This window comes from Chitinophaga sp. CC14 (genome assembly GCF_048957795.1).
GTDB classification, from domain to species: Bacteria; Bacteroidota; Bacteroidia; order Chitinophagales; family Chitinophagaceae; genus Chitinophaga; species Chitinophaga ginsengisegetis.
The window spans coordinates 2273864-2293816 of the sequence record NZ_JARBFY010000005.1 but is presented as its reverse complement, the minus strand read 5'-3'; the positions used below and the strand labels follow the sequence as shown (position 1 = coordinate 2293816).

14 protein-coding genes and 1 tRNA gene are annotated in these 19953 nt (G+C 45.3%); 12 read left to right on the top strand and 3 right to left on the bottom strand.

Going from position 1 to position 19953, the window contains the following annotated elements:
* The first annotated feature begins 8 nt into the window (after positions 1-8).
* From rplA to PV783_RS28660, 12 genes are all read left to right on the top strand, one after another.
* Entirely contained in the window at positions 9-698 is a 690-nt protein-coding gene (gene rplA / locus PV783_RS28715) for a 50S ribosomal protein L1 (RefSeq protein WP_079470670.1), read from the top strand.
* 58 nt (positions 699-756) lie between these two features.
* Positions 757-1284 (top strand): 50S ribosomal protein L10, encoded by a 528-nt coding sequence (gene rplJ / locus PV783_RS28710; protein WP_079470669.1) that lies wholly within the window; start codon positions 757-759, stop codon positions 1282-1284.
* Positions 1285-1380: 96 nt separating this feature from the next.
* Entirely contained in the window at positions 1381-1752 is a 372-nt protein-coding gene (gene rplL, locus PV783_RS28705; protein WP_420990491.1) for a 50S ribosomal protein L7/L12, read from the top strand.
* 218 nt (positions 1753-1970) lie between these two features.
* Positions 1971-5780, top strand: a complete 3810-nt coding sequence (gene rpoB / locus PV783_RS28700; protein ID WP_079470667.1) for a DNA-directed RNA polymerase subunit beta — start codon at positions 1971-1973, stop codon at positions 5778-5780.
* Positions 5781-5901: 121 nt separating this feature from the next.
* Positions 5902-10200: a DNA-directed RNA polymerase subunit beta' gene (gene rpoC / locus PV783_RS28695; RefSeq protein WP_079470666.1), complete on the top strand. Its 4299-nt coding sequence runs from the start codon at positions 5902-5904 to the stop codon at positions 10198-10200.
* A 98-nt stretch (positions 10201-10298) separates the two neighbouring features.
* Positions 10299-10991, top strand: a complete 693-nt coding sequence (locus tag PV783_RS28690; RefSeq protein WP_420990490.1) for a DUF4397 domain-containing protein — start codon at positions 10299-10301, stop codon at positions 10989-10991.
* A gap of 132 nt (positions 10992-11123) precedes the next feature.
* Positions 11124-12122 carry a glycerophosphodiester phosphodiesterase gene (locus PV783_RS28685; protein ID WP_420990489.1) on the top strand — a complete coding sequence of 333 codons (999 nt, stop codon included), beginning with the start codon at positions 11124-11126 and terminating at the stop codon, positions 12120-12122.
* 117 nt (positions 12123-12239) lie between these two features.
* Positions 12240-12854 (top strand): OmpH family outer membrane protein, encoded by a 615-nt coding sequence (locus PV783_RS28680; RefSeq protein ID WP_079470663.1) that lies wholly within the window; start codon positions 12240-12242, stop codon positions 12852-12854.
* Positions 12855-12932: 78 nt separating this feature from the next.
* Positions 12933-14366, top strand: a complete 1434-nt coding sequence (locus tag PV783_RS28675; protein ID WP_420990488.1) for an APC family permease — start codon at positions 12933-12935, stop codon at positions 14364-14366.
* Positions 14367-14975: 609 nt separating this feature from the next.
* On the top strand, positions 14976-15581 hold the full coding sequence (locus tag PV783_RS28670) for a DUF4254 domain-containing protein (RefSeq protein WP_336389076.1): 606 nt from the start codon (positions 14976-14978) through the stop codon (positions 15579-15581).
* Positions 15582-15591: 10 nt separating this feature from the next.
* Complete coding sequence (locus PV783_RS28665) at positions 15592-16632, top strand: glycosyltransferase family 9 protein (RefSeq protein WP_420990487.1); 1041 nt, start codon at positions 15592-15594, stop codon at positions 16630-16632.
* Positions 16633-16736: 104 nt separating this feature from the next.
* Positions 16737-16810, top strand: a tRNA-Gln gene (locus tag PV783_RS28660).
* Positions 16811-17050: 240 nt separating this feature from the next.
* On the opposite strand, the gene PV783_RS28655 is transcribed toward PV783_RS28660, so the two are convergent.
* From PV783_RS28655 to PV783_RS28645, 3 genes are all read right to left on the bottom strand, one after another.
* Positions 17051-17887, bottom strand: coding sequence for a class I SAM-dependent methyltransferase (locus tag PV783_RS28655; protein WP_420990486.1), 837 nt, complete (start codon positions 17885-17887; stop codon positions 17051-17053).
* A gap of 142 nt (positions 17888-18029) precedes the next feature.
* The gene (locus tag PV783_RS28650; protein ID WP_420990485.1) at positions 18030-18995 is read right to left on the bottom strand and encodes an MBL fold metallo-hydrolase; all 966 of its coding nucleotides are present in this window, start codon (positions 18993-18995) and stop codon (positions 18030-18032) included.
* 86 nt (positions 18996-19081) lie between these two features.
* Positions 19082-19651, bottom strand: coding sequence for a Crp/Fnr family transcriptional regulator (locus tag PV783_RS28645; protein WP_079470657.1), 570 nt, complete (start codon positions 19649-19651; stop codon positions 19082-19084).
* Positions 19652-19953 lie beyond the last annotated feature (302 nt).

Below are 19953 nucleotides of genomic sequence, written 5' to 3'. Positions count from 1 at the left end.
TTTGACAAATGGCAACTAAAAAGAGAAAAGTAGCTGACGCTAAGCTCGAAAAAAATAAGGTTTACAGCCTGAAAGAGGCTTCCAGCTTAGTTAAAGATATTAACTGTACTAAATTCGACAGCTCTGTCGATTTACATATCCGCTTAGGCGTTGATCCTAAGAAAGCAGACCAGGCTATCCGTGGTTCCGTAACGCTTCCACACGGTACTGGTAAAACTAAAAGGGTGTTAGTGCTTTGCACACCTGATAAAGAAGCTGCTGCAAAAGAAGCAGGTGCTGATTTCGTTGGACTGGATGAGTTCATCCAGAAGATCGAAGCTGGCTGGACTGATGTAGATGTAATCGTAGCTACTCCTTCTGTAATGCCGAAGATCGGTAAACTGGGTAAGATTTTAGGTCCCCGTAACCTGATGCCAAACCCTAAGACCGGTACTGTTACAAACGACGTTGCAGCTGCAGTAAACGATGTTAAAGGCGGTAAAATCACTTTCAAGGTAGATAAGGCTGGTATCATCCACGCTTCTATCGGTCGTGTATCTTTCGCATCTGATAAAATTGAGCAGAACTCTTTAGAGCTGATCAATGCTATCATCAAGCTGAAACCAGCTACTGCAAAAGGTACTTACCTGAGAGGTCTGTCTATGGCTAGCACCATGAGTCCTGGTATTGTTATCGATACTAAATCTGTTCAAAACTAATTGATCACGAGTTGTAGCCGTTATCTGCAAAGATGGGGCTTGCTACAAACGTTATAATATGAATAAAGATCAAAAAAATGATGCGATCGAACTGCTGAAAAGTAAGTTCTCTCAATACAGCAACTTTTATGTCACTAATACCGAATCATTAACGGTAGCGCAGGTGAATGACCTGAGGAAAGTGTGCTTCGATAAGCAGGTGGAAATGAAGGTGGCTAAGAACACCCTGATCCGTAAGGCTTTGGAATCCCTGGACAGCGAAAAATATGCAGGTGTATTTGACAGTCTGCATGGTGTAACTGCCCTGATGTTCTCTGACAGCCCGAAAGAGCCGGCTCTGATCATCTCTGCATTCCGTAAAGCAAACGGTAAACTGGAAAAACCAGTACTGAAAGCTGCATTTGTTGCTGACGAAGTATTCGTAGGTGACAACCAGCTGGTAGCTTTAACCAACATCAAGACCAAGAACGAGCTTATCGGCGAAGTTATCGGTCTGTTGCAATCTCCTGCAAAGCGCGTTATTGCTGCTTTACTGGAAAAAGGCAAGAAAGAAGAAGCTGGGGTGGAAGCACCTGCGGCAGAATAGTGTGGATGGCCTTTGGCTACCCGCATTCAAAATTGGCTTCCAAGTCACAATATAATTAACAACAACATTACAAACATTACATTAAAACATTATAAAATGGCAGACGTAAAAGCATTAGCTGAACAATTAGTAGGTTTAACTGTTAAGGAAGTACAGGAACTCGCAGATGTACTGAAATCTGAGTATGGCATCGAACCAGCTGCTGCTGCAGTTGTAGTTTCCGCTGGTCCTGGCGACGCAGCTGCTGTTGAAGAGAAAACTGCCTTCAACGTTGTACTGAAAGCTGCAGGTGCAAGCAAACTGAACGTTGTTAAGATCGTTAAAGATCTGACCGGCTTAGGTCTGAAAGAAGCGAAAGAACTGGTTGACGGTGCGCCTAAATCCATCAAGGAAGGCGTTAGCAAAGCTGAGGCAGAAGACCTGAAAGCTAAGCTGACCGAAGCTGGTGCTGAAGTTGAAATTCAGTAATTCTTTGCTTAAGTATACATCTTTTAAAGGTCAAAAGTGCTTTTGCACTTTTGGCCTTATTCCCTTTGGGAAAGTGTCTTTTTCAGAGAGTCAAAACGGGGAATCACTTTTAGGTGACTTTGACCACGTGCAGAAGGCATAAATAAATTGGGATGGTATTGGCAAAGAAATCTTAATTTCCCTAATTCTTACAAGTCATATAACTGCTAACTTCGAATATGTCTCTAAAAAAAGCCCAAACAAACGAAAGAGTAAATTTTGGAAAGATCAAACAAGTTACTGAGACACCGGATCTGTTGGCTATCCAAATCCAATCTTTCAAGGATTTCTTCCAATTAGAAACCACACCAGACAAGCGAAACAACGAAGGCCTTTTTAAAGTATTTAAAGAGAACTTCCCGATTACGGATACCAGAAATATCTTTAATCTGGAATTCCTTGATTATTTCGTGGATCCGCCGCGTTATACGATCGAGGAGTGTATTGAGCGTGGGCTTACTTATTCTGTACCGTTGAAAGCGAAACTCCGCCTCAGCTGTAATGATGAGGAGCATGTGGATTTCCAGACGATTGTCCAGGATGTGTTCCTAGGTAACATTCCTTACATGACTCCAAGAGGTACTTTCGTTATTAATGGTGCTGAGCGTGTTGTTGTATCCCAACTGCACCGTTCACCTGGTGTTTTCTTTGGTCAATCTGTACATCCGAACGGAACCAAGATCTACTCTGCAAGGGTGATCCCGTTCAAGGGCGCATGGATGGAGTTTGCAACGGACATCAACAACGTGATGTACGCTTACATCGACCGTAAGAAGAAATTCCCGGTTACCACCCTGTTGCGTGCCATCGGCTATGAAACAGATAAAGATATTCTGCAGCTGTTTGGCATGGCAGATGAAGTAAAAGCAGACAAAAAAAGTCTTGATAAATATGCCGGCAAGAAGCTGGCTGCCCGCGTTTTAAGAAGCTGGGTGGAAGACTTTGTGGATGAAGATACTGGTGAAGTGGTGAGCATCGAGCGTAATGAAATTATGCTGGAGCGCGATAGCATCCTGGATGAAGCGAATATCGAAACCATCGTAGACATGGGATTGAAAAGCGTGTTTGTTCAGAAAGAAGAGGTGAGTGGTGATTTCTCCATCATCTACAATACATTAAACAAGGATACATCTAACTCCGAACTGGAAGCCGTTCAGCACATCTACCGCCAGTTGCGCGGAGCAGATGCGCCGGATGATGAAACAGCAAGGGGTATTATTGATAAATTGTTCTTCTCCGACAAACGTTACGATTTAGGTGACGTAGGCCGTTACAAGATCAACAGAAAATTAGGTCTTCCTACTCCGTTAGACATGAAAGTGCTGACGAAGGACGACATCATCTCCATCATCAAGTACCTGGTACAGCTCACCAATGGTAAGGCGGAAATCGATGATATCGATCACCTGTCTAACCGCCGTGTACGTACTGTAGGCGAGCAGTTATATGCTCAGTTTGGTGTTGGTCTTGCACGTATGGCACGTACCATCCGTGAAAGAATGAACGTACGTGATAACGAAGTATTTACGCCGGTAGACCTGATCAATGCGAGGACACTGTCTTCCGTGATCAACTCCTTCTTCGGTACTTCCCAGTTGTCACAGTTCCTGGATCAAACAAACCCACTGTCTGAAATCACGCACAAACGCCGTATTTCCGCTCTCGGACCCGGTGGTTTGAGTCGTGAAAGAGCAGGCTTTGAGGTGCGTGACGTTCACTACAGCCACTATGGCCGTTTGTGTACAATTGAAACACCGGAAGGTCCGAACATCGGTCTGATCTCTACCCTTTGCGTTCACGCGAAGGTGAATGAGATGGGCTTTATTGAAACACCTTACCGTAAAGTAAGAGATGGTAAAGTGGACATGCATAAAGTGGAGTTCCTGAGCGCTGAGGAAGAAGATTCTGTGAAGATTGCACAGGCCAACGCCCCACTGGATGACAAAGGACACTTTGTAAATGATAAGGTAAAATCCCGCGAAACCGGTGACTTCCCGATCCTCGACAGAGATGAAGTGGAATTCATGGACGTGGCTCCTAACCAGATCGTAGGTTTGAGTGCATCATTGATTCCGTTCCTGGAACATGATGATGCCAACCGTGCGTTGATGGGATCAAACATGCAACGTCAGGCCGTGCCACTGCTGAATCCGGAAGTTCCTATTGTAGGTACCGGTCTGGAAGGCAAGGCAGCGCGTGACTCCCGTTTGCAGATTACTGCAGATGGTAATGGTGTGATCGAATTTGTGGATGCAAATGAAATCCATGTTCGTTACGAGCGTGATGAAATGCAGAAACTGGTGAGCTTTGAAGACGATCTGATCGTTTACACACTGACCAAATTCGTAAAAACCAACCAGAGCACCTGTATTAACCTCAGACCTTGTGTAAAGAAAGGTCAGCGCGTTAAGGATGGCGACTTCTTAACAGAAGGTTACGCTACCCGTGGTGGTGAACTGGCGCTGGGACGCAACCTGAAGGTAGCGTTCATGCCATGGAAAGGTTACAACTTTGAGGATGCGATCGTAATTTCTGAGCGTGTTGCACGTGAGGATCTGTTTACTTCCATCCACATTGATGAATATGAACTGGAAGTTCGTGATACCAAACTGGGTGAAGAAGAACTGACTCCGGATATTCCTAACGTAAGTGAAGAGGCTACAAAAGACCTCGACCAGAACGGTATCATCCGTGTTGGTGCGCACATCAAGGAAGGCGATATCCTGATTGGTAAAATCACTCCGCGTGGTGAATCTGATCCTTCTCCTGAAGAAAAGCTGTTAAGAGCAATCTTTGGTGACAAGGCTTCTGATGCGAAAGATGCTTCACTGAAAGCGCCTCCGTCAACAGAAGGTGTGGTGATTGATAAGAAACTGTTCAGTCGCGCCAAGAAAGATAAAAATTCCAAAACCCGCGAGAAAGCAGCTATCGAGAAACTGGAGAAAATTCACCAGAAGAATGCGGAAGACCTGCTGGAAGTGCTGATGAGCAAGTTACTGGTATTACTGAAGGATAAAACTTCTCAGGGTATTACCAACACTTACGGTGAAGTATTGATCTCAAAGGGTTCCAAGTTCTCTCCGAAGAACCTGGTAAATATTGATTTCATGAACGTGAATCCGCTGGGCTGGACAACAGACGAAGTGGTGAACGATCAGATCAATACCCTGCTGCATAACTATAACATCAAGTTCAACGAAGAGCTGGGTCGTTACAAACGTGAGAAGTTCAACATCTCTATTGGTGATGAGCTGCCAGCGGGCGTACTGAAACTGGCAAAGGTTTACCTGGCCAGCAAGCGTAAGTTGAAAGTGGGTGATAAGATGGCGGGACGTCACGGTAACAAGGGTATCGTAGCCAAGATTGTGCGTGATGAAGACATGCCGTTCCTGGAAGATGGTACACCACTGGATATCGTACTGAACCCACTCGGGGTACCTTCCCGTATGAACCTCGGACAGATCTATGAAACCGTATTAGGTTGGGCAGGTCTGAAACTGGGCGTACGTTTTGCGACTCCGATCTTTGACGGTGCTACTACAGAGGAAATTGCTGATTATATCAAGGAAGCAGGCTTACCAAGCTTTGGTCACGCTTACCTGCATGACGGTGAAACGGGCGACCGTTTCCACCAGAAAGCAACCGTAGGTGTTATCTACATGCTTAAACTGAGCCACATGGTGGATGATAAGATGCACGCCCGTTCTATCGGACCGTACAGTCTCATTACCCAACAGCCGCTGGGTGGTAAAGCCCAGTTTGGTGGTCAGCGTTTTGGTGAGATGGAGGTATGGGCACTGGAAGCATATGGTGCATCCAACATCCTGCAGGAACTGCTTACTATTAAATCCGATGATATCGTGGGTCGTGCCAAAGCATATGAATCTATCGTGAAGGGAGACAACATACCGAAAGCCGGTGTGCCTGAATCCTTCAATGTATTGATCCATGAATTGCGTGGTCTGGGTCTGGATCTGAAATTTGACTAAGAGCTTTTAGCTACCAGCCATTGGCAGTGATGCCAGTGGCTGATAGCTTGGATATTTCGCAGGAATAAAATTTTTGTCGCTGGCTTACCACCAACGGCTAACAGCTAAAAGCTAATTACAGATGGCTATCAAAAAAGAAAATCGTCCTAAATCAAATTTTAACAGCATTACCATCAGTCTGGCTTCTCCGGATGTTATTCTGGAGCGTTCATACGGTGAAGTGCTGAAACCTGAAACCATCAACTACCGTACTTACAAGCCGGAACGTGATGGTTTATTCTGCGAAAGGATATTCGGGCCTGTAAAGGATTACGAATGTTATTGCGGAAAATACAAACGTATCCGTTATAAGGGTATTGTGTGTGATCGTTGTGGTGTTGAGGTAACGGAGAAGAAAGTACGTCGTGAAAGAATGGGTCACATTCGTTTAGTGGTGCCCGTTGTACATATATGGTATTTCAAATCCCTGCCTAACAAGATCGGTTACCTGCTTGGAATGTCTTCCAAGAAACTGGAAACCATCGTTTACTATGAAAGATACGTAGTAATCCAGGCGGGCATGAAACAGGAGAAAGGCATGAACTACGGTGATTTGCTCACTGAAGAAGAATACCTGGATATCCTGGACACCTTACCAAAAGACAATCAGCTGTTACCGGATGAAGATCCTAACAAGTTTATTGCTAAAATGGGTGCGGAAGCGGTAGAAATGATGCTGGCCCGTATTGATCTGGACAGTCTTTCTTACCAGTTACGTAACCAGGCTGCAACTGAAACTTCCCAGCAACGTAAAGCAGAAGCGCTGAAGCGTTTGAGCGTGGTGGAAGCTTTCCGTGAAGCTAATGGCCGTGTGGAAAACCGTCCTGAATGGATGGTAATGCAATATATTCCTGTGGTACCGCCAGAACTGCGTCCGTTAGTTCCATTGGATGGTGGCCGTTTTGCGTCTTCCGACCTGAACGATCTTTACCGCAGGGTGATTATCCGTAACAACCGTCTGAAACGTTTGATCGAAATTAAGGCGCCTGAGGTGATCCTTCGTAACGAAAAACGTATGCTGCAGGAAGCGGTGGATTCCCTGTTCGACAACTCCCGTAAATCCAACGCGGTGAAAGCGGAAGGTGGTCGTGCACTGAAATCACTGTCAGACGTACTGAAAGGTAAACAAGGCCGTTTCCGTCAGAACTTACTCGGTAAACGTGTGGATTATTCCGGACGTTCTGTTATCGTGGTAGGACCTGAACTGAAACTGCACGAGTGTGGTTTACCAAAAGATATGGCGGCTGAATTATTCAAACCGTTTATTATCCGTAAGCTGATTGAAAGAGGCATCGTTAAAACCGTGAAATCAGCCAAGAAGCTGGTAGATCGTAAAGAAGCGGTGGTTTGGGATATCCTGGAAAACGTGCTGAAAGGTCACCCGGTTATGTTAAACCGTGCTCCAACCCTGCACCGTTTGTCCATACAGGCTTTCCAGCCTAAGCTGGTGGAAGGTAAAGCGATCCAGTTGCACCCGCTCGTGTGTTCTGCGTTTAACGCGGATTTCGATGGTGACCAGATGGCAGTACACGTGCCTTTGAGCAACGCTGCAATCCTGGAAGCCCAACTGCTGATGCTGTCTTCCCATAACATTCTTAACCCGCAGAATGGTACGCCAATTACCCTGCCTTCACAGGACATGGTACTCGGCTTGTATTATATCACAAAGGGTAAGAAAACAATCGGTGATGTAGTAGTAAGAGGAGAAGGTAAAGCTTTCTACTCTGCTGAAGAAGTAATCATCGCATTGAACGAAGACCGTATCGATCTGCATGCTCACATCCGTGTTAAAGCTGATGTAAGAAATGCAAATGGTGAGCTGGAAAGAAAACTGATCGACACTACTGTAGGCCGCGTACTGTTTAACCAGCACGTACCTAAAGCAGCCGGTTATGTAAATGCCCTGCTGACCAAGAAATCACTGCGTGAAATCATCGGTGATATCATTAAAGCAACTGACATTCCAAAAACTGCGAAGTTCCTGGATGACATCAAACAATTAGGTTTCCGCATGGCGTTCCGCGGTGGTCTGTCATTTAACATTAATGACCTGATCATTCCGGATGTTAAGCAGGATATGATTGATGGTGCAGCCGGTGAAGTAGAAGAAGTTTGGGATAACTATAACATGGGTCTGATCACCAACAACGAACGTTACAACCAGATCATTGATATCTGGTCACGTGTGGATACGAAGGTGACAGAAACCCTGATCCGTGAGCTGGCAACAGACAAGCAAGGGTTCAACTCAGTATACATGATGTTGGATTCCGGTGCGCGTGGTTCCAAGCAGCAGATCAAACAGCTGGCTGGTATCAGAGGTCTGATGGCCAAGCCGCGTAAGAGTGGTTCTACCGGTTCGGAGATCATCGAAAACCCGGTATTGTCCAACTTTAAAGATGGTTTGAACGTATTGGAATACTTCATCTCTACGCACGGTGCCCGTAAGGGTCTTGCGGATACGGCGTTGAAAACGGCGGATGCGGGTTACCTGACCCGTCGTCTGGTAGACGTTGCGCAGGATGTGGTAATCAATGAAGAAGATTGTGGTACACTCCGTGGTATTGCTACTTCCGCATTGAAAGATAATGAAGAAGTGATTGAAACACTGTACGACCGTATCCTCGGACGTACTTCCCTGCACGACGTATTTGATCCTCATAATGATGATGAGCTGATCGTTGCTGCCGGTGCTGAAATCACTGAAGAAATTGCACACAGAATTGAAGAAAGCGCCATTGAAACCGTAGAAATCCGCTCCGTACTGACTTGCGAAAGCCGTCGTGGTGTGTGCGTGAAATGTTACGGTAAAAACCTGGCCAGCGGTTATACTGCACAGAAAGGTGATGCCGTGGGTATCATCGCTGCACAGTCGATCGGTGAGCCTGGTACACAGTTGACACTGCGTACCTTCCACGTGGGTGGTGTTGCCGGTTCTACTTCCGTTGAATCCGGTTTGCCAGCTAAGTTTGATGGTACCGTTCAGTTCGATGGCTTACGTACTACCACTTACGAAAACAACCAGGGTGAAAAAGTACAGATCGTTATCGGCCGTACCGGTGAGTTGCGTATCATGGACGTGAAAAATGACCGTCTGCTGGTAACCAACAACATCCCTTATGGTTCTACCCTGTTGGTGAAAGACGGACAGAAAGTAGTGAAAGGTGATATGCTCTGCACATGGGATCCGTTCAACGCCGTTATCGTGTCTGAAATCCCGGGTAGCATTCGTTTCGACAGCATCATTGAAGGTATTACCTTCCGTGAAGAAGCGGACGAACAAACTGGTCACCGTGAGAAAGTGGTAATTGAAACCAAAGACAAGAATAAGATCCCGTCTATCATGGTAGATGGTAATAAAGAGGTGAAATCATACAACTTACCGGTAGGTTCCCACATCGTTATCTCTGAAGGAGATAAGGTGAGAGCTGGTCAGGTAATCGTGAAGATCCCCCGTATTATCGGTAAACTGCGAGATATCACGGGTGGTCTGCCACGTGTAACTGAGCTGTTTGAAGCACGTAACCCAAGCAACCCTGCCATCGTTTCTGAAATTGATGGTGTGGTAGCTTTCGGTAACATCAAACGTGGTAACCGCGAAATCATCATTGAAAGCCGTGAAGGCCAGGTGAAGAAATACCTGGTGCCGTTAACACGTCACATCCTGGTTCAGGACGGTGACTTTGTGAAGGCCGGTACTTCACTCTCCGATGGTTCTACTACTCCTGCAGACATCCTGTCTATCAAAGGACCGTTTGCTGTACAGGAATACCTGGTAAATGAAATCCAGGAAGTATACCGTTTACAGGGTGTGAAGATCAATGATAAACACATCGAGGTGATTGTTCGCCAGATGATGCGTAAAGTAAACATCGAAGATCCGGGTGATACCCGCTTCCTCGAAGGTGATACTGAAGACAGGTTTGATTTCTTCGAAGAAAACGATATGATCTTCGATAAGAAGGTGGTAACTGAAGCCGGTGAATCTGCTAACCTGAAAGCAGGTCAGATAGTAACACTGCGCCAGGTTCGTGAAGAAAACTCCCTGTTACGTCGTGCAGATAAGAAACTGGTAGAATATCGCGATGCACAGCCGGCTACTTCCAGTCCGCTCCTGCAGGGTATTACCAAGGCGTCCCTTGGTACCCGTAGCTGGATCTCTGCTGCTTCGTTCCAGGAAACCACGAAGGTATTGTCACAGGCCGCTATCAACGGTAAAACCGATGATATGATGGGTCTGAAGGAGAATGTGATCACAGGTCACCTGATCCCTGCCGGTACTGGTTTACGTGAGTTTGAAAACATGATCGTAGGTTCTAAAGAAGAATACGACATCCTGGCCTCTTCTAAAGAAGTGTTCCAGTTTGACGAAGAAGAATAGTATTACACAGATATTAAAACAAGAAGCGCTTGCCCCAAAGGCAGGCGCTTTTTGTTTTAATATTACTACATTTGAGTCCGTAAAAAGAAGCGGATTTCATGAAACACCTGATCATTCCTGTTTTAGTATTGTTGGTGATACTGGGCGCCTGTAAAAAGAACAGTGACAGTGCCGTACCTGATACGCACGGTAACTTTATGTTTGTAAATGCAGTGCCTGGCAATGATCAGTTTAATGTGATGCTGGACAGCCTTCCTGTTGCCACCAACGTAGGCTATGGCGCAAATACAGGGTACAAATCCTTCCGTGCGCAGAAGTACAACCTGATCATTTCCAACACCAGGCAGCCTGGTGTAGCATTATACCGTGGGCAGATCTTTCTGCGTAATAATCACTATTATTCTGCTTACGTAGGCGCCGACAGCGCCGGCAACCAGATACTGATTGCTACAGAAGATGACCTGAGCGCTCCCGCGGCAGGCATGTCTAAATTCAGGGTGATTAATTTTGCACAGGCATTCAGGCCCAACCGTACACCGCTTGGTATGGATGTTTATTCCGATACGCTTCCACGCTTTTTCAGGGGACTCACGTTTCCTGCACAAACTGGGTTTGCGCCGCTTTACGGCGACAGCGCCCATTACAAGATTAATTTCCGCTGGTCTGATTCTCTCAGAGTCCTGAAAACATTTGATATGGCTACCCAGGCGGGTAAGATATATACGCTTGTCAGCAACGGATATCCGCTGGATCCTGCCAGGTTCAATGTGTTGCTGATACAGCATAATTAAAGCGATCGCTTCTTAAAGCTTTATAGTAATTTAACGTAGTGTTTTTCCACCCGGGGAGTGGAAATGAATAAATTGCGCGCTATTTTAGCCACAAACGCGGATCACATGAACAATTGCAAAAAAATATTTCTGATGGCAGGAATAACCTTGATGGGTACCGCAGCAGCGGCGCAACACGCCAACGCTCCTTACCTGGATGCCTATACGATTCCCGTTCAGCAAAAGAACGCGGTTATTGGTAAGATCTATGACAGGAACGGGCAGCTGTCGGCCGCCACGTTGCTGGAGGACAAGTCGGGGTTATTTACAATCAGCGGTCATGAATTGAAACTGAGAAAGAAAGCTACGATAAGCAAGGACGGTGATTTTACGTATCCGGTCCGCATTAAAGCAGGAACGGACACCGCTGAATTCCTGCTGGTAGCGGACGATTTTATCCGTAATAAAGTAGTGGCTCATCGTGGTGCATGGAAGCACCAGGCGGGTAGCCAGAACAGCATTACTTCCCTGAAAGACGCGATGAAGCTGGGTTGTGAGGGATCGGAATTTGATGTTTGGTTATCGTCAGATAATGAGCTGGTAATTTCACATGATCCGGAGATAGGGGGAAAGAAGGTAGAAGAGAGTACCCTGGCGGATTTGCAGACCGTTCAGCTGAAGAACGGAGACCGGGTGCCAACGCTGGAGGAGTTTATTGATATAATCCAACAACAGCACCGCACGCGGCTGGTACTGGAGTTAAAGCCTTCCCGCACCGGCAGGGGCGATTTGCTGGCCACCAAAGCGGTAGCAATGGTGCAGGCTAAGAAGGCCCAGGCGTGGATGTTTTACATCAGCTTCGATTACAATATCTGCAAAAAAATCAAGGAGCTTGATCCCGCAGCAAAAATAGCCTATCTCAATGGGGATAAAACACCGGCGCAGCTGCAGGCGGATGGTATATGGGGACTGGATTACAACCAGCAGGTGTTTAAAAATGATCCGCAGTTGATTGCCACCGCGAAGCAACATAAAGTAACTACCAATGCATGGACAATAGATAATCCGGAAATAATGGACGATTTATTGAAAAACGGGGTGGATTATATTACCACTAATGAGCCGGAGATCCTGTTGGAGAAGGTGAAGTAATAATATTCGTTAAAACCTAGCTAAAAAAATGGATGGGAATATGAAAATCCATTAAAAACCTTATTTTAGCCGTTCCATTTTTCAAATGTACTAAAAGAAGCAAATCCACCTATTAACATGCGCACTTGTAAACAATTAGTGACTAAAGGATTATTAGCGGCATTTTCAGCCGGTTTATTGATGTCTTGCCAGGGAAATAAAGCTGGTAACAGTGCACCAGCTGCATCAAGTGCGGCAAACAGCGGTACTCCGGCTGCGGGTAGTTTTAAAATTGCTTATGTAGATCTGGATTCTCTGGAAGCGCATTTTGAGTATTTCAAGGAAAAAAGAGGCTTACTGGAGCAGAAGCAGCAGCAGATGGATAACCAGCTGAAAGGCAAGGCCCGTGCATTGCAGAGTGAGTATGAGGACCTGCAGCGCAGAGCATCTACACTTACCCAGGAGCAGGGGGAAGCAGCGCAGCGTAGCCTGATGTCTAAACAACAGCAGTTAGAGCAGGAAGCGCAGAACCTGCGTGCTACTTATACTGAGCAGGAGACTAAGTTTAATGAAGAACTGCAGAAAAGACTGGATGATTTTCTGAAATCATTTAACGCCGACAAACGTTTTGCATATATATTCTCTTATCGCAGTACTGCCAGCAACATCCTGTATAAAGATCCGGCTTACGATGTAACCCCGGATGTTATTAAAGGAATGAATGATAACAGCGCGGCAACTCCTGCTAAATAAGCGGGTAAACCATCAGAAATTTTTTCTACCTTATAGTCCCGGTTCCCTTATGAGCCGGGATTTTTTATAAATATCAATATGGAAATCAACCAAACTAAATCATTCAAGCCATCCCTGGGCTTATTGGACGCTACCATGATCGTTGCCGGATCCATGATAGGTTCCGGGATCTTTATTGTAACTGCGGAAATTGCCCGTAGCGTGGGTGGCGCAGGCTGGATCACTGCCATGTGGGTATTGGCGGGTATTGTTACGCTGATTGCCGCAATGAGTTACGGTGAATTATCCGGGATGTTCCCCAAAGCCGGCGGCCAGTATGTGTATCTACGCGAAGCCTACAATCCATTTATCGCATTTTTATTTGGCTGGACGCAGTTCGGTGTTATTCAGACTGGTACCATTGCTGCCGTGGCGGTAGCTTTTGCCAAGTTTACCGCTTACCTGATCCCGGGTTTCAGTGAGAAGAATATTTTGCTGGACGCGGGTATCGTGCAGATTTCTGCGGCGCAGATAGTGGCTATCTTGTCTATCATCTTACTAACATTTATTAACACACGCGGTGTACACCACGGTAAGCTGATACAAACCGTATTTACACTGGCGAAGCTGTTGTCTTTATTCGGGCTCATTATTTTCGGGTTGCTGTTTGGCGCAAAATCTGAGATCTGGCAGGCCAACTGGCAGCACGCCTGGGACGCTGCGGCGGTGTCTTCGCAGAATGGTACGGTGGTAACAGCAGCCTTATCGGGGTTGGCGTTATTTGGCGCCATTGCGGTTTCCATGAAAGGGTCGCTGTTTTCCAGTGATGCCTGGAACAACGTGACTTTCATTGCCGGGGAGATCAAAAATCCTTCAAAGAATATTGGCCGTTCCCTTTTCCTGGGAACACTGATTGTAACCATTATTTATGTGAGCTGCAACCTGATGTACTTAGCCGTGCTGCCGCTGAATGAAATTGCGTTTGCCGCCAATGACCGGGTAGCCGTTGCCGTAACCGCCAAGATCTTTGGTTCCAGCGGGGCCATTATTATTGCAGTGATGATCATGATCTCTACTTTTGGGTGTAATAACGGGTTGATCTTATCAGGTGCGCGGATCTATTACACGATGGCAGAAGATAAGTTGTTCTTTAAAAAAGCGGGCGAGCTGAATAAGCACAGCGTGCCTGGCTATGGCTTGTGGATCCAGTGTGCATGGGCTTCCATGCTTTGTTTGACCGGTAGGTACAACGATTTGCTGGCACTGGTAATTTTCGGGGTATTGATATTTTATGTGTTAACCATCCTCGGAATTTTTATTTTAAGAAAGAAGCGTCCGGAGATTGAAAGACCGTACAAAGCTTTGGGTTATCCGGTGTTGCCAATGATTTATATTGTAGTGGCGTTATCGTTGGCGGCGCTGCTGCTGGTGTTTGAAACCAACTATACTTTACCCGGACTGGGCATTATTTTATTGGGCATCCCGCTGTATTATCTTACCAAGATTAAGCGTCCGGCTACTACGGAGAGCTAATTTGGACAAGAAAACGCCGGAATTACCACAAACGTTGTATAAAAAAAGGGGGCCACTGCAGTGCAAAATGCAGTGGCCCCTTTTAATTTGCACTAAGACACACGGACATAAAGATGTCCACCTTTAAACCCTGATTATTTAGAAAACCCGGTACTATTTGAGAATAATTAAACAATTGAAGTTGTCAACATTAACAGAGAAATCCCATAAAAAGTAGTGGTGAGCGGCCACTCCAGGTTTATGAAAAATAACGTCTGTGATCCTGGCCCTGTAATTAGTGATCTGGTATTTTGTTAACAGCTATAGCATTTTAGAACACCCTCAATAAAGCGTTTAGCCATTAGAGTGATTGATTTTTACTGCATTCAAAAAATATTCAAAAACAAACAATCATAAAAATATTATTGCCAACATATGGTGTGATTACATCATTTCAGGGTAAAAAGGAAAATAAGGTGGTATAACCTTGACGGCATCTCAACCCCAAGATAACCATTGAAAGCCTTCACGATTTGCATTCTCGAACATTCACATGACAATCTTTTACAATAAGCGTATGGTCTCTACCATGCGCTTCTTTTTTGTCGCCAGCCTTTGTACATTTGCGCCATGTTTACACAATTGTGCAATAAGATATTTAACCAGAGTATCGTGGCCTACCATGAGCACAACGATGTGCATCAGGCCATTTCCAATCCCTATGAAAAGAGCAGCATTGAACACCTGCTTTTCCTGAAAAACTGGATAGACACGGTGCAGTGGCACCTGGAGGATATTATCCGCGATCCGAAGATTGACCCGGTGGAAGCATTGGGTATTAAGCGTTGGATAGACCGTTCCAACCAGGAGCGTACCGACGTGGTGGAGTACATCGATAGTTATTTCCTGGAAAAGTACGGCAAAACCGCGCCTGCTGCGGATGCGGGGATTAATACCGAGAGTCCTGCCTGGGCAATAGACCGTTTGTCTATTTTGGCCCTGAAAATTTACCACATGCAGGAAGAGGCTACCCGTGCGGATGCTACACCTGAGCACCGTGCAGCGTGCCAGCGTAAGCTGGATATCCTGCTGGAGCAGCAACAGGACCTGAGCACCGCTATTGAAGCGCTGCTGGCAGATATTGCCGCCGGTAAAAAGTTTATGAAGGTATACAAGCAAATGAAGATGTATAATGATCCTTCCCTGAACCCGGTGTTATACAAAAACGAAAAATAAATCTTCTTACTTGGGCACAGTTAAAACGATATTGGTTACCCGGTTGTCTGCTATGGGCGATGTAGCCATGACCATTCCTGTGATGAAACAGGTGCTGGATGAAAATCCGGAAGTGGAGATTGTTTTTGTGACCAACCGGAACTGGGGCGCTTTGTGCGCGGGGATTCCCCGGCTCACCTTTTTCCCGGCGGATGTAAAAGGTATCCATAAAGGGGTAAAAGGACTATATCGCCTGTTCCGTGAAGTAAAAAAGGCCTACCGGATTGCCGCAGTGGCAGACCTGCACAATGTGCTGAGGTCGCAGATTATCCGCACTTTTTTCCGTTTGAGCGGCACACCTGTGGCGGCCATTGATAAAGGCCGCGCCGAAAAGAAAGCACTGACCCGGAAGGAAAATAAGGTATTGCAGCCGCTTACCAGTACCATAGAACGGTATGCGAAAGTATTCCGGCAACTGGGTCTTCGCTGTGAAATGGGCCGCAAACCCGTTTTTCAGCCCCGTGTGTTGCCCGGAACGGTTACAGCGGTAACTGGTTCGAAGCAAGGAAAAAAATGGGTAGGATTGGCTCCTTTTGCTACTTACCGGGAAAAAATGTACCCTTTGGAGCAAATGGCGGCTGTTTTAGGCATGCTGGCGCAGGAACAGGGACTACAGCTATTTCTTTTGGGCGGTGGAAAGCAGGAGGTAGCATTGCTTACACAGCTGGCAGCCCAATATCCGCAGGTAATTGTGGTGGCGGGGCGTTTTTCCCTGGAGGAAGAAATGGCCATCATCAGCCAGCTGGATGTGATGATCAGCATGGATTCGGCCAATATGCACCTGGCTTCCCTGTTTGGGGTGCCTGTGGTATCTGTTTGGGGCGCTACCCATCCTTTTGCGGGATTTATGGGGTATGCACAGTCGCCCGAAAATGCCATCCAGATCCTTGATCTGCCTTGCCGGCCTTGTTCCGTATTTGGCAACAAACCCTGCTTCAGAGGGGATTACGCCTGTATGGAGTGGATAAAACCGGCACAGATAGCGGAAAAAGTGAATGAGTTAGTTTTATAACTCTTTACTGTAGAGGATTCCGAAGGATATTTTAAAAATATTGCAAGTTTTTTTTGCAGAAATAAAAAAAGTTATACTTTTGCCATCCCAAACAATAAGGGTATTGCCCAATAGTATAATGGTAGTACGACAGATTTTGGTTCTGTTTGTCTAGGTTCGAATCCTGGTTGGGCAACCAAAAAGCCGGAACTTTTAAGTTCCGGCTTTTTTATTTCTTCTGAGTCCTAAGTTGACATTTAAAACGTAACACCCCCAGTTACCCCCTTTATTCTGCCAGATAATAAGTCCAACCAGGGAATTACCGGTTGGGAATAATCGCGCTATAGCAAAAGAACTAGTTTCAGTTATCCTTTTAGCTCCTAAATTCCGGATGCATATCTTTCTCCCAAAAAAAGCAGTACAAAACACTATTTATTTACTATCCTTCTTTTTTACATTTTATAATTATAAACCTGAAGGCCGGTTTATCCGGCATCACCTTATTAGGTTCATCAATTTCAAAGAAATCTACTAATCCATATTTTCCGAATTCTTCTTTTACAGATTCCTCGTCATAGAAAAATATTTTGGCTCCTTTCGTAGCTTCAAAGCGGTGTTTGCCTACTTGTTTACCCATTCCATAATTAGGTGATTGCTTAGAGATGACAGAGAAGAACAGGTATCCGTTGGGTTGCAACTGAGCATAACAGTCACGGATAAACTTTTTCCGTTCTTCAGTACCCAACAGGTAAACTAATCCATAGCTAAAGATGCCATCATACAAATGATGATCAAATGGCATGGCGGTTACTGAGCCATGATAGATTTTCATTTCATCTCCATAATGGCTTTTCGCCAGATCAATGGCCGTTTTTGAGATTTCAATGCCTGTTACTTTTATGCCATTGTCCACAAATAACTTTGCATTTCTGCCATATCCGATACCGGGGATCAATATATCTTTAATACCTTCTTTTATAAAAAAATCCTTTGCTAAAATGGTAGATTCAGCGGGTTCAAGTCCCCACATTGTTTGTTTTTCAATAAAACTGGATTCCCAGAAAGCCCCGGTTTCGTCCTCCTGTATGGCGCATTCAAATCCCAGTTCCTTGATAGTTGAGATGATCTTGTCTGAATGGATTACGGGCGCCTCCACACGGATTAGTTGACCGCCATTACCGGTGTCGGAGGTAATGTCTGCATCCGGAAAAATATTTGTAAGCGCCTTTAATACCTGTTCTGCCTCGCGGATATTTGTTTTGAATATTTCGATCATGATAAAACATTTTATGCCAGCCTTCAGGAATAAAGATACGCATTAATTTATAAATGCAACATTGTTGCACTATTAAAAGGAAGCATTAAACCATCAAAACGAATGGCTTAATGCTTCCTTTTTCTCACCTGTTAAAAACAATTTAATTAATGGAATAATTGACGGGTAACCATTGATAATGCTGTGCATCACCACGTAAATGGCCAATCCCCGGAAAGGAAAGATGGGGCGCTGCAATCCAGTAACCATTTTTAACTGCATTCTCAAAAGCTTTGTTACGCTCATCAGCGGCAGCGGATAAATCGACATCAAAATCAATTGTCACCGAAGGATCGGCGAACTGGACTGCGCCGGCATGAATCATATCTCCCCAAAAAACGAGCTTTTGCCCTTTACTCTCCAGTGCATAGCAGCTATGACCGGGAGTATGGCCGGGCGAATTCACCGATGAAATACCTGGAAAAAGTTGTGTGCCCGGATCATACATCTTTACCTTACCTGCCTTTTGATAAGGTATCATAGCGGCTTGCGCGGGATCGAAGAATGGTTGCGCCCTTTTATTGGCGGTGTTCTTATTGGCGGCAGTTAACCAAAACTCAGCTTCCGGCTTGCTGATATATACGGTGGCGTTAGGAAACGCAATTTTATCCCCGTTTGCCAGGCCACCTACATGGTCTGCGTGAAGATGTGTCAGCAATATTGCACTAATGTCTTCCGGATGAAAACCCGCGGCAACAAGGTTTTTCTTTAATTTTCCCAGGGTTGGTCCCAGGAAGCTGCCGCATCCTGCATCGATGAGTATCAGTTGATTGTTCGCCCTCACGAGGTAAGCTGTGATGGAGGTTTCAACCGTGGTGTCGAGGTAGTTTTGATGAAGCAGATCCATCACTTCACCTTTTTGGTTTTCATGCAGCAATGTGGTGAGGTTCAGCGGAATCGTTCCGTCGGACAATGCGATTACCTGGAAATCGCCCAGCTGCATGGAATAGAACCCCGGCTGGGCCGGTAGTTTATGGGCTGAGGGTTGTGATCTTACAGAAAGTAATCCGTTCAACAGCAGCAATAATACGAATGTCCCTCTCAGGGAAAATAAATGTAGAGATTTCATTTTTATTAAATTATCCTACAAAATTCCCATACTTATTTTCCATGGGGGAAGGCATTTATCACTTTAAAAATGTGATAAATCTGCCATTATTTTCGGTATAAACGGCTTATGGTTTCCCTTGAAACGCCCAGGAAAGAAGCTATAAAGGCTTTGGGTACACGACTATACAAGTCCGGATACTGGTTAACAAAATTCTCAAACCTCTCTTTTGTACTACCCATAATCATTAACTGCAGCCTTTTTTGCAACGCAACATATCCAAGACTTGTTTTTACTGCTACATAATGTTCATACTTCCACATCTCCCGGCCTAATTTCTCCCGGTTTTCAAAACTCAGTCCCAGCAGCTCACAATCTTCTACACATTCAATAGCAGTAGTGGCGGCAGTTTGCTTTAAAAAAGCCTCCCGTTCCGATATCCACCAATTCTCTGCGGCAAACTGATAGGTGAATTCCTTGCCGGTGTCAGCATCCGTAATATAGGACCGCAAACATCCCTTTAGTACAAAATACTCGTGTTTCACCCAATCGCCCTCTCTTACCAGCAACCGGTGTTTTTTGAGCTTTAAAGGAGTAAAGTGGGATAAAACATATTCAAACTCTTCATCTGTCAGCTTACAGACCGTTTCTATATGCGTTCTTAATGGATGTACCATAAATCAAAAGTAAAGAATAGCCAAGTTCCCCACCCGGATTTTTTCTATACCCCCAAACTGCCCTGTCAGCGCGGAAGTTCACCCATCCGAAAACTTTTTTTGCCCGGTGCTTGCGTTTTCCAAAAGCCGGTTGTATATTTGTCTACAATAATAGTAGACTAATAGAATTTACCACCACCAAAGTCTTTGTCCCCACCATACAAAGCAAATCTGATTAGTGTTCTTTATTGAAGTTGTCTCACACAGAGGCGACCTGATCAACCAGTTTAATAAACATTTCAACAATGAATCAGCTATTGTAC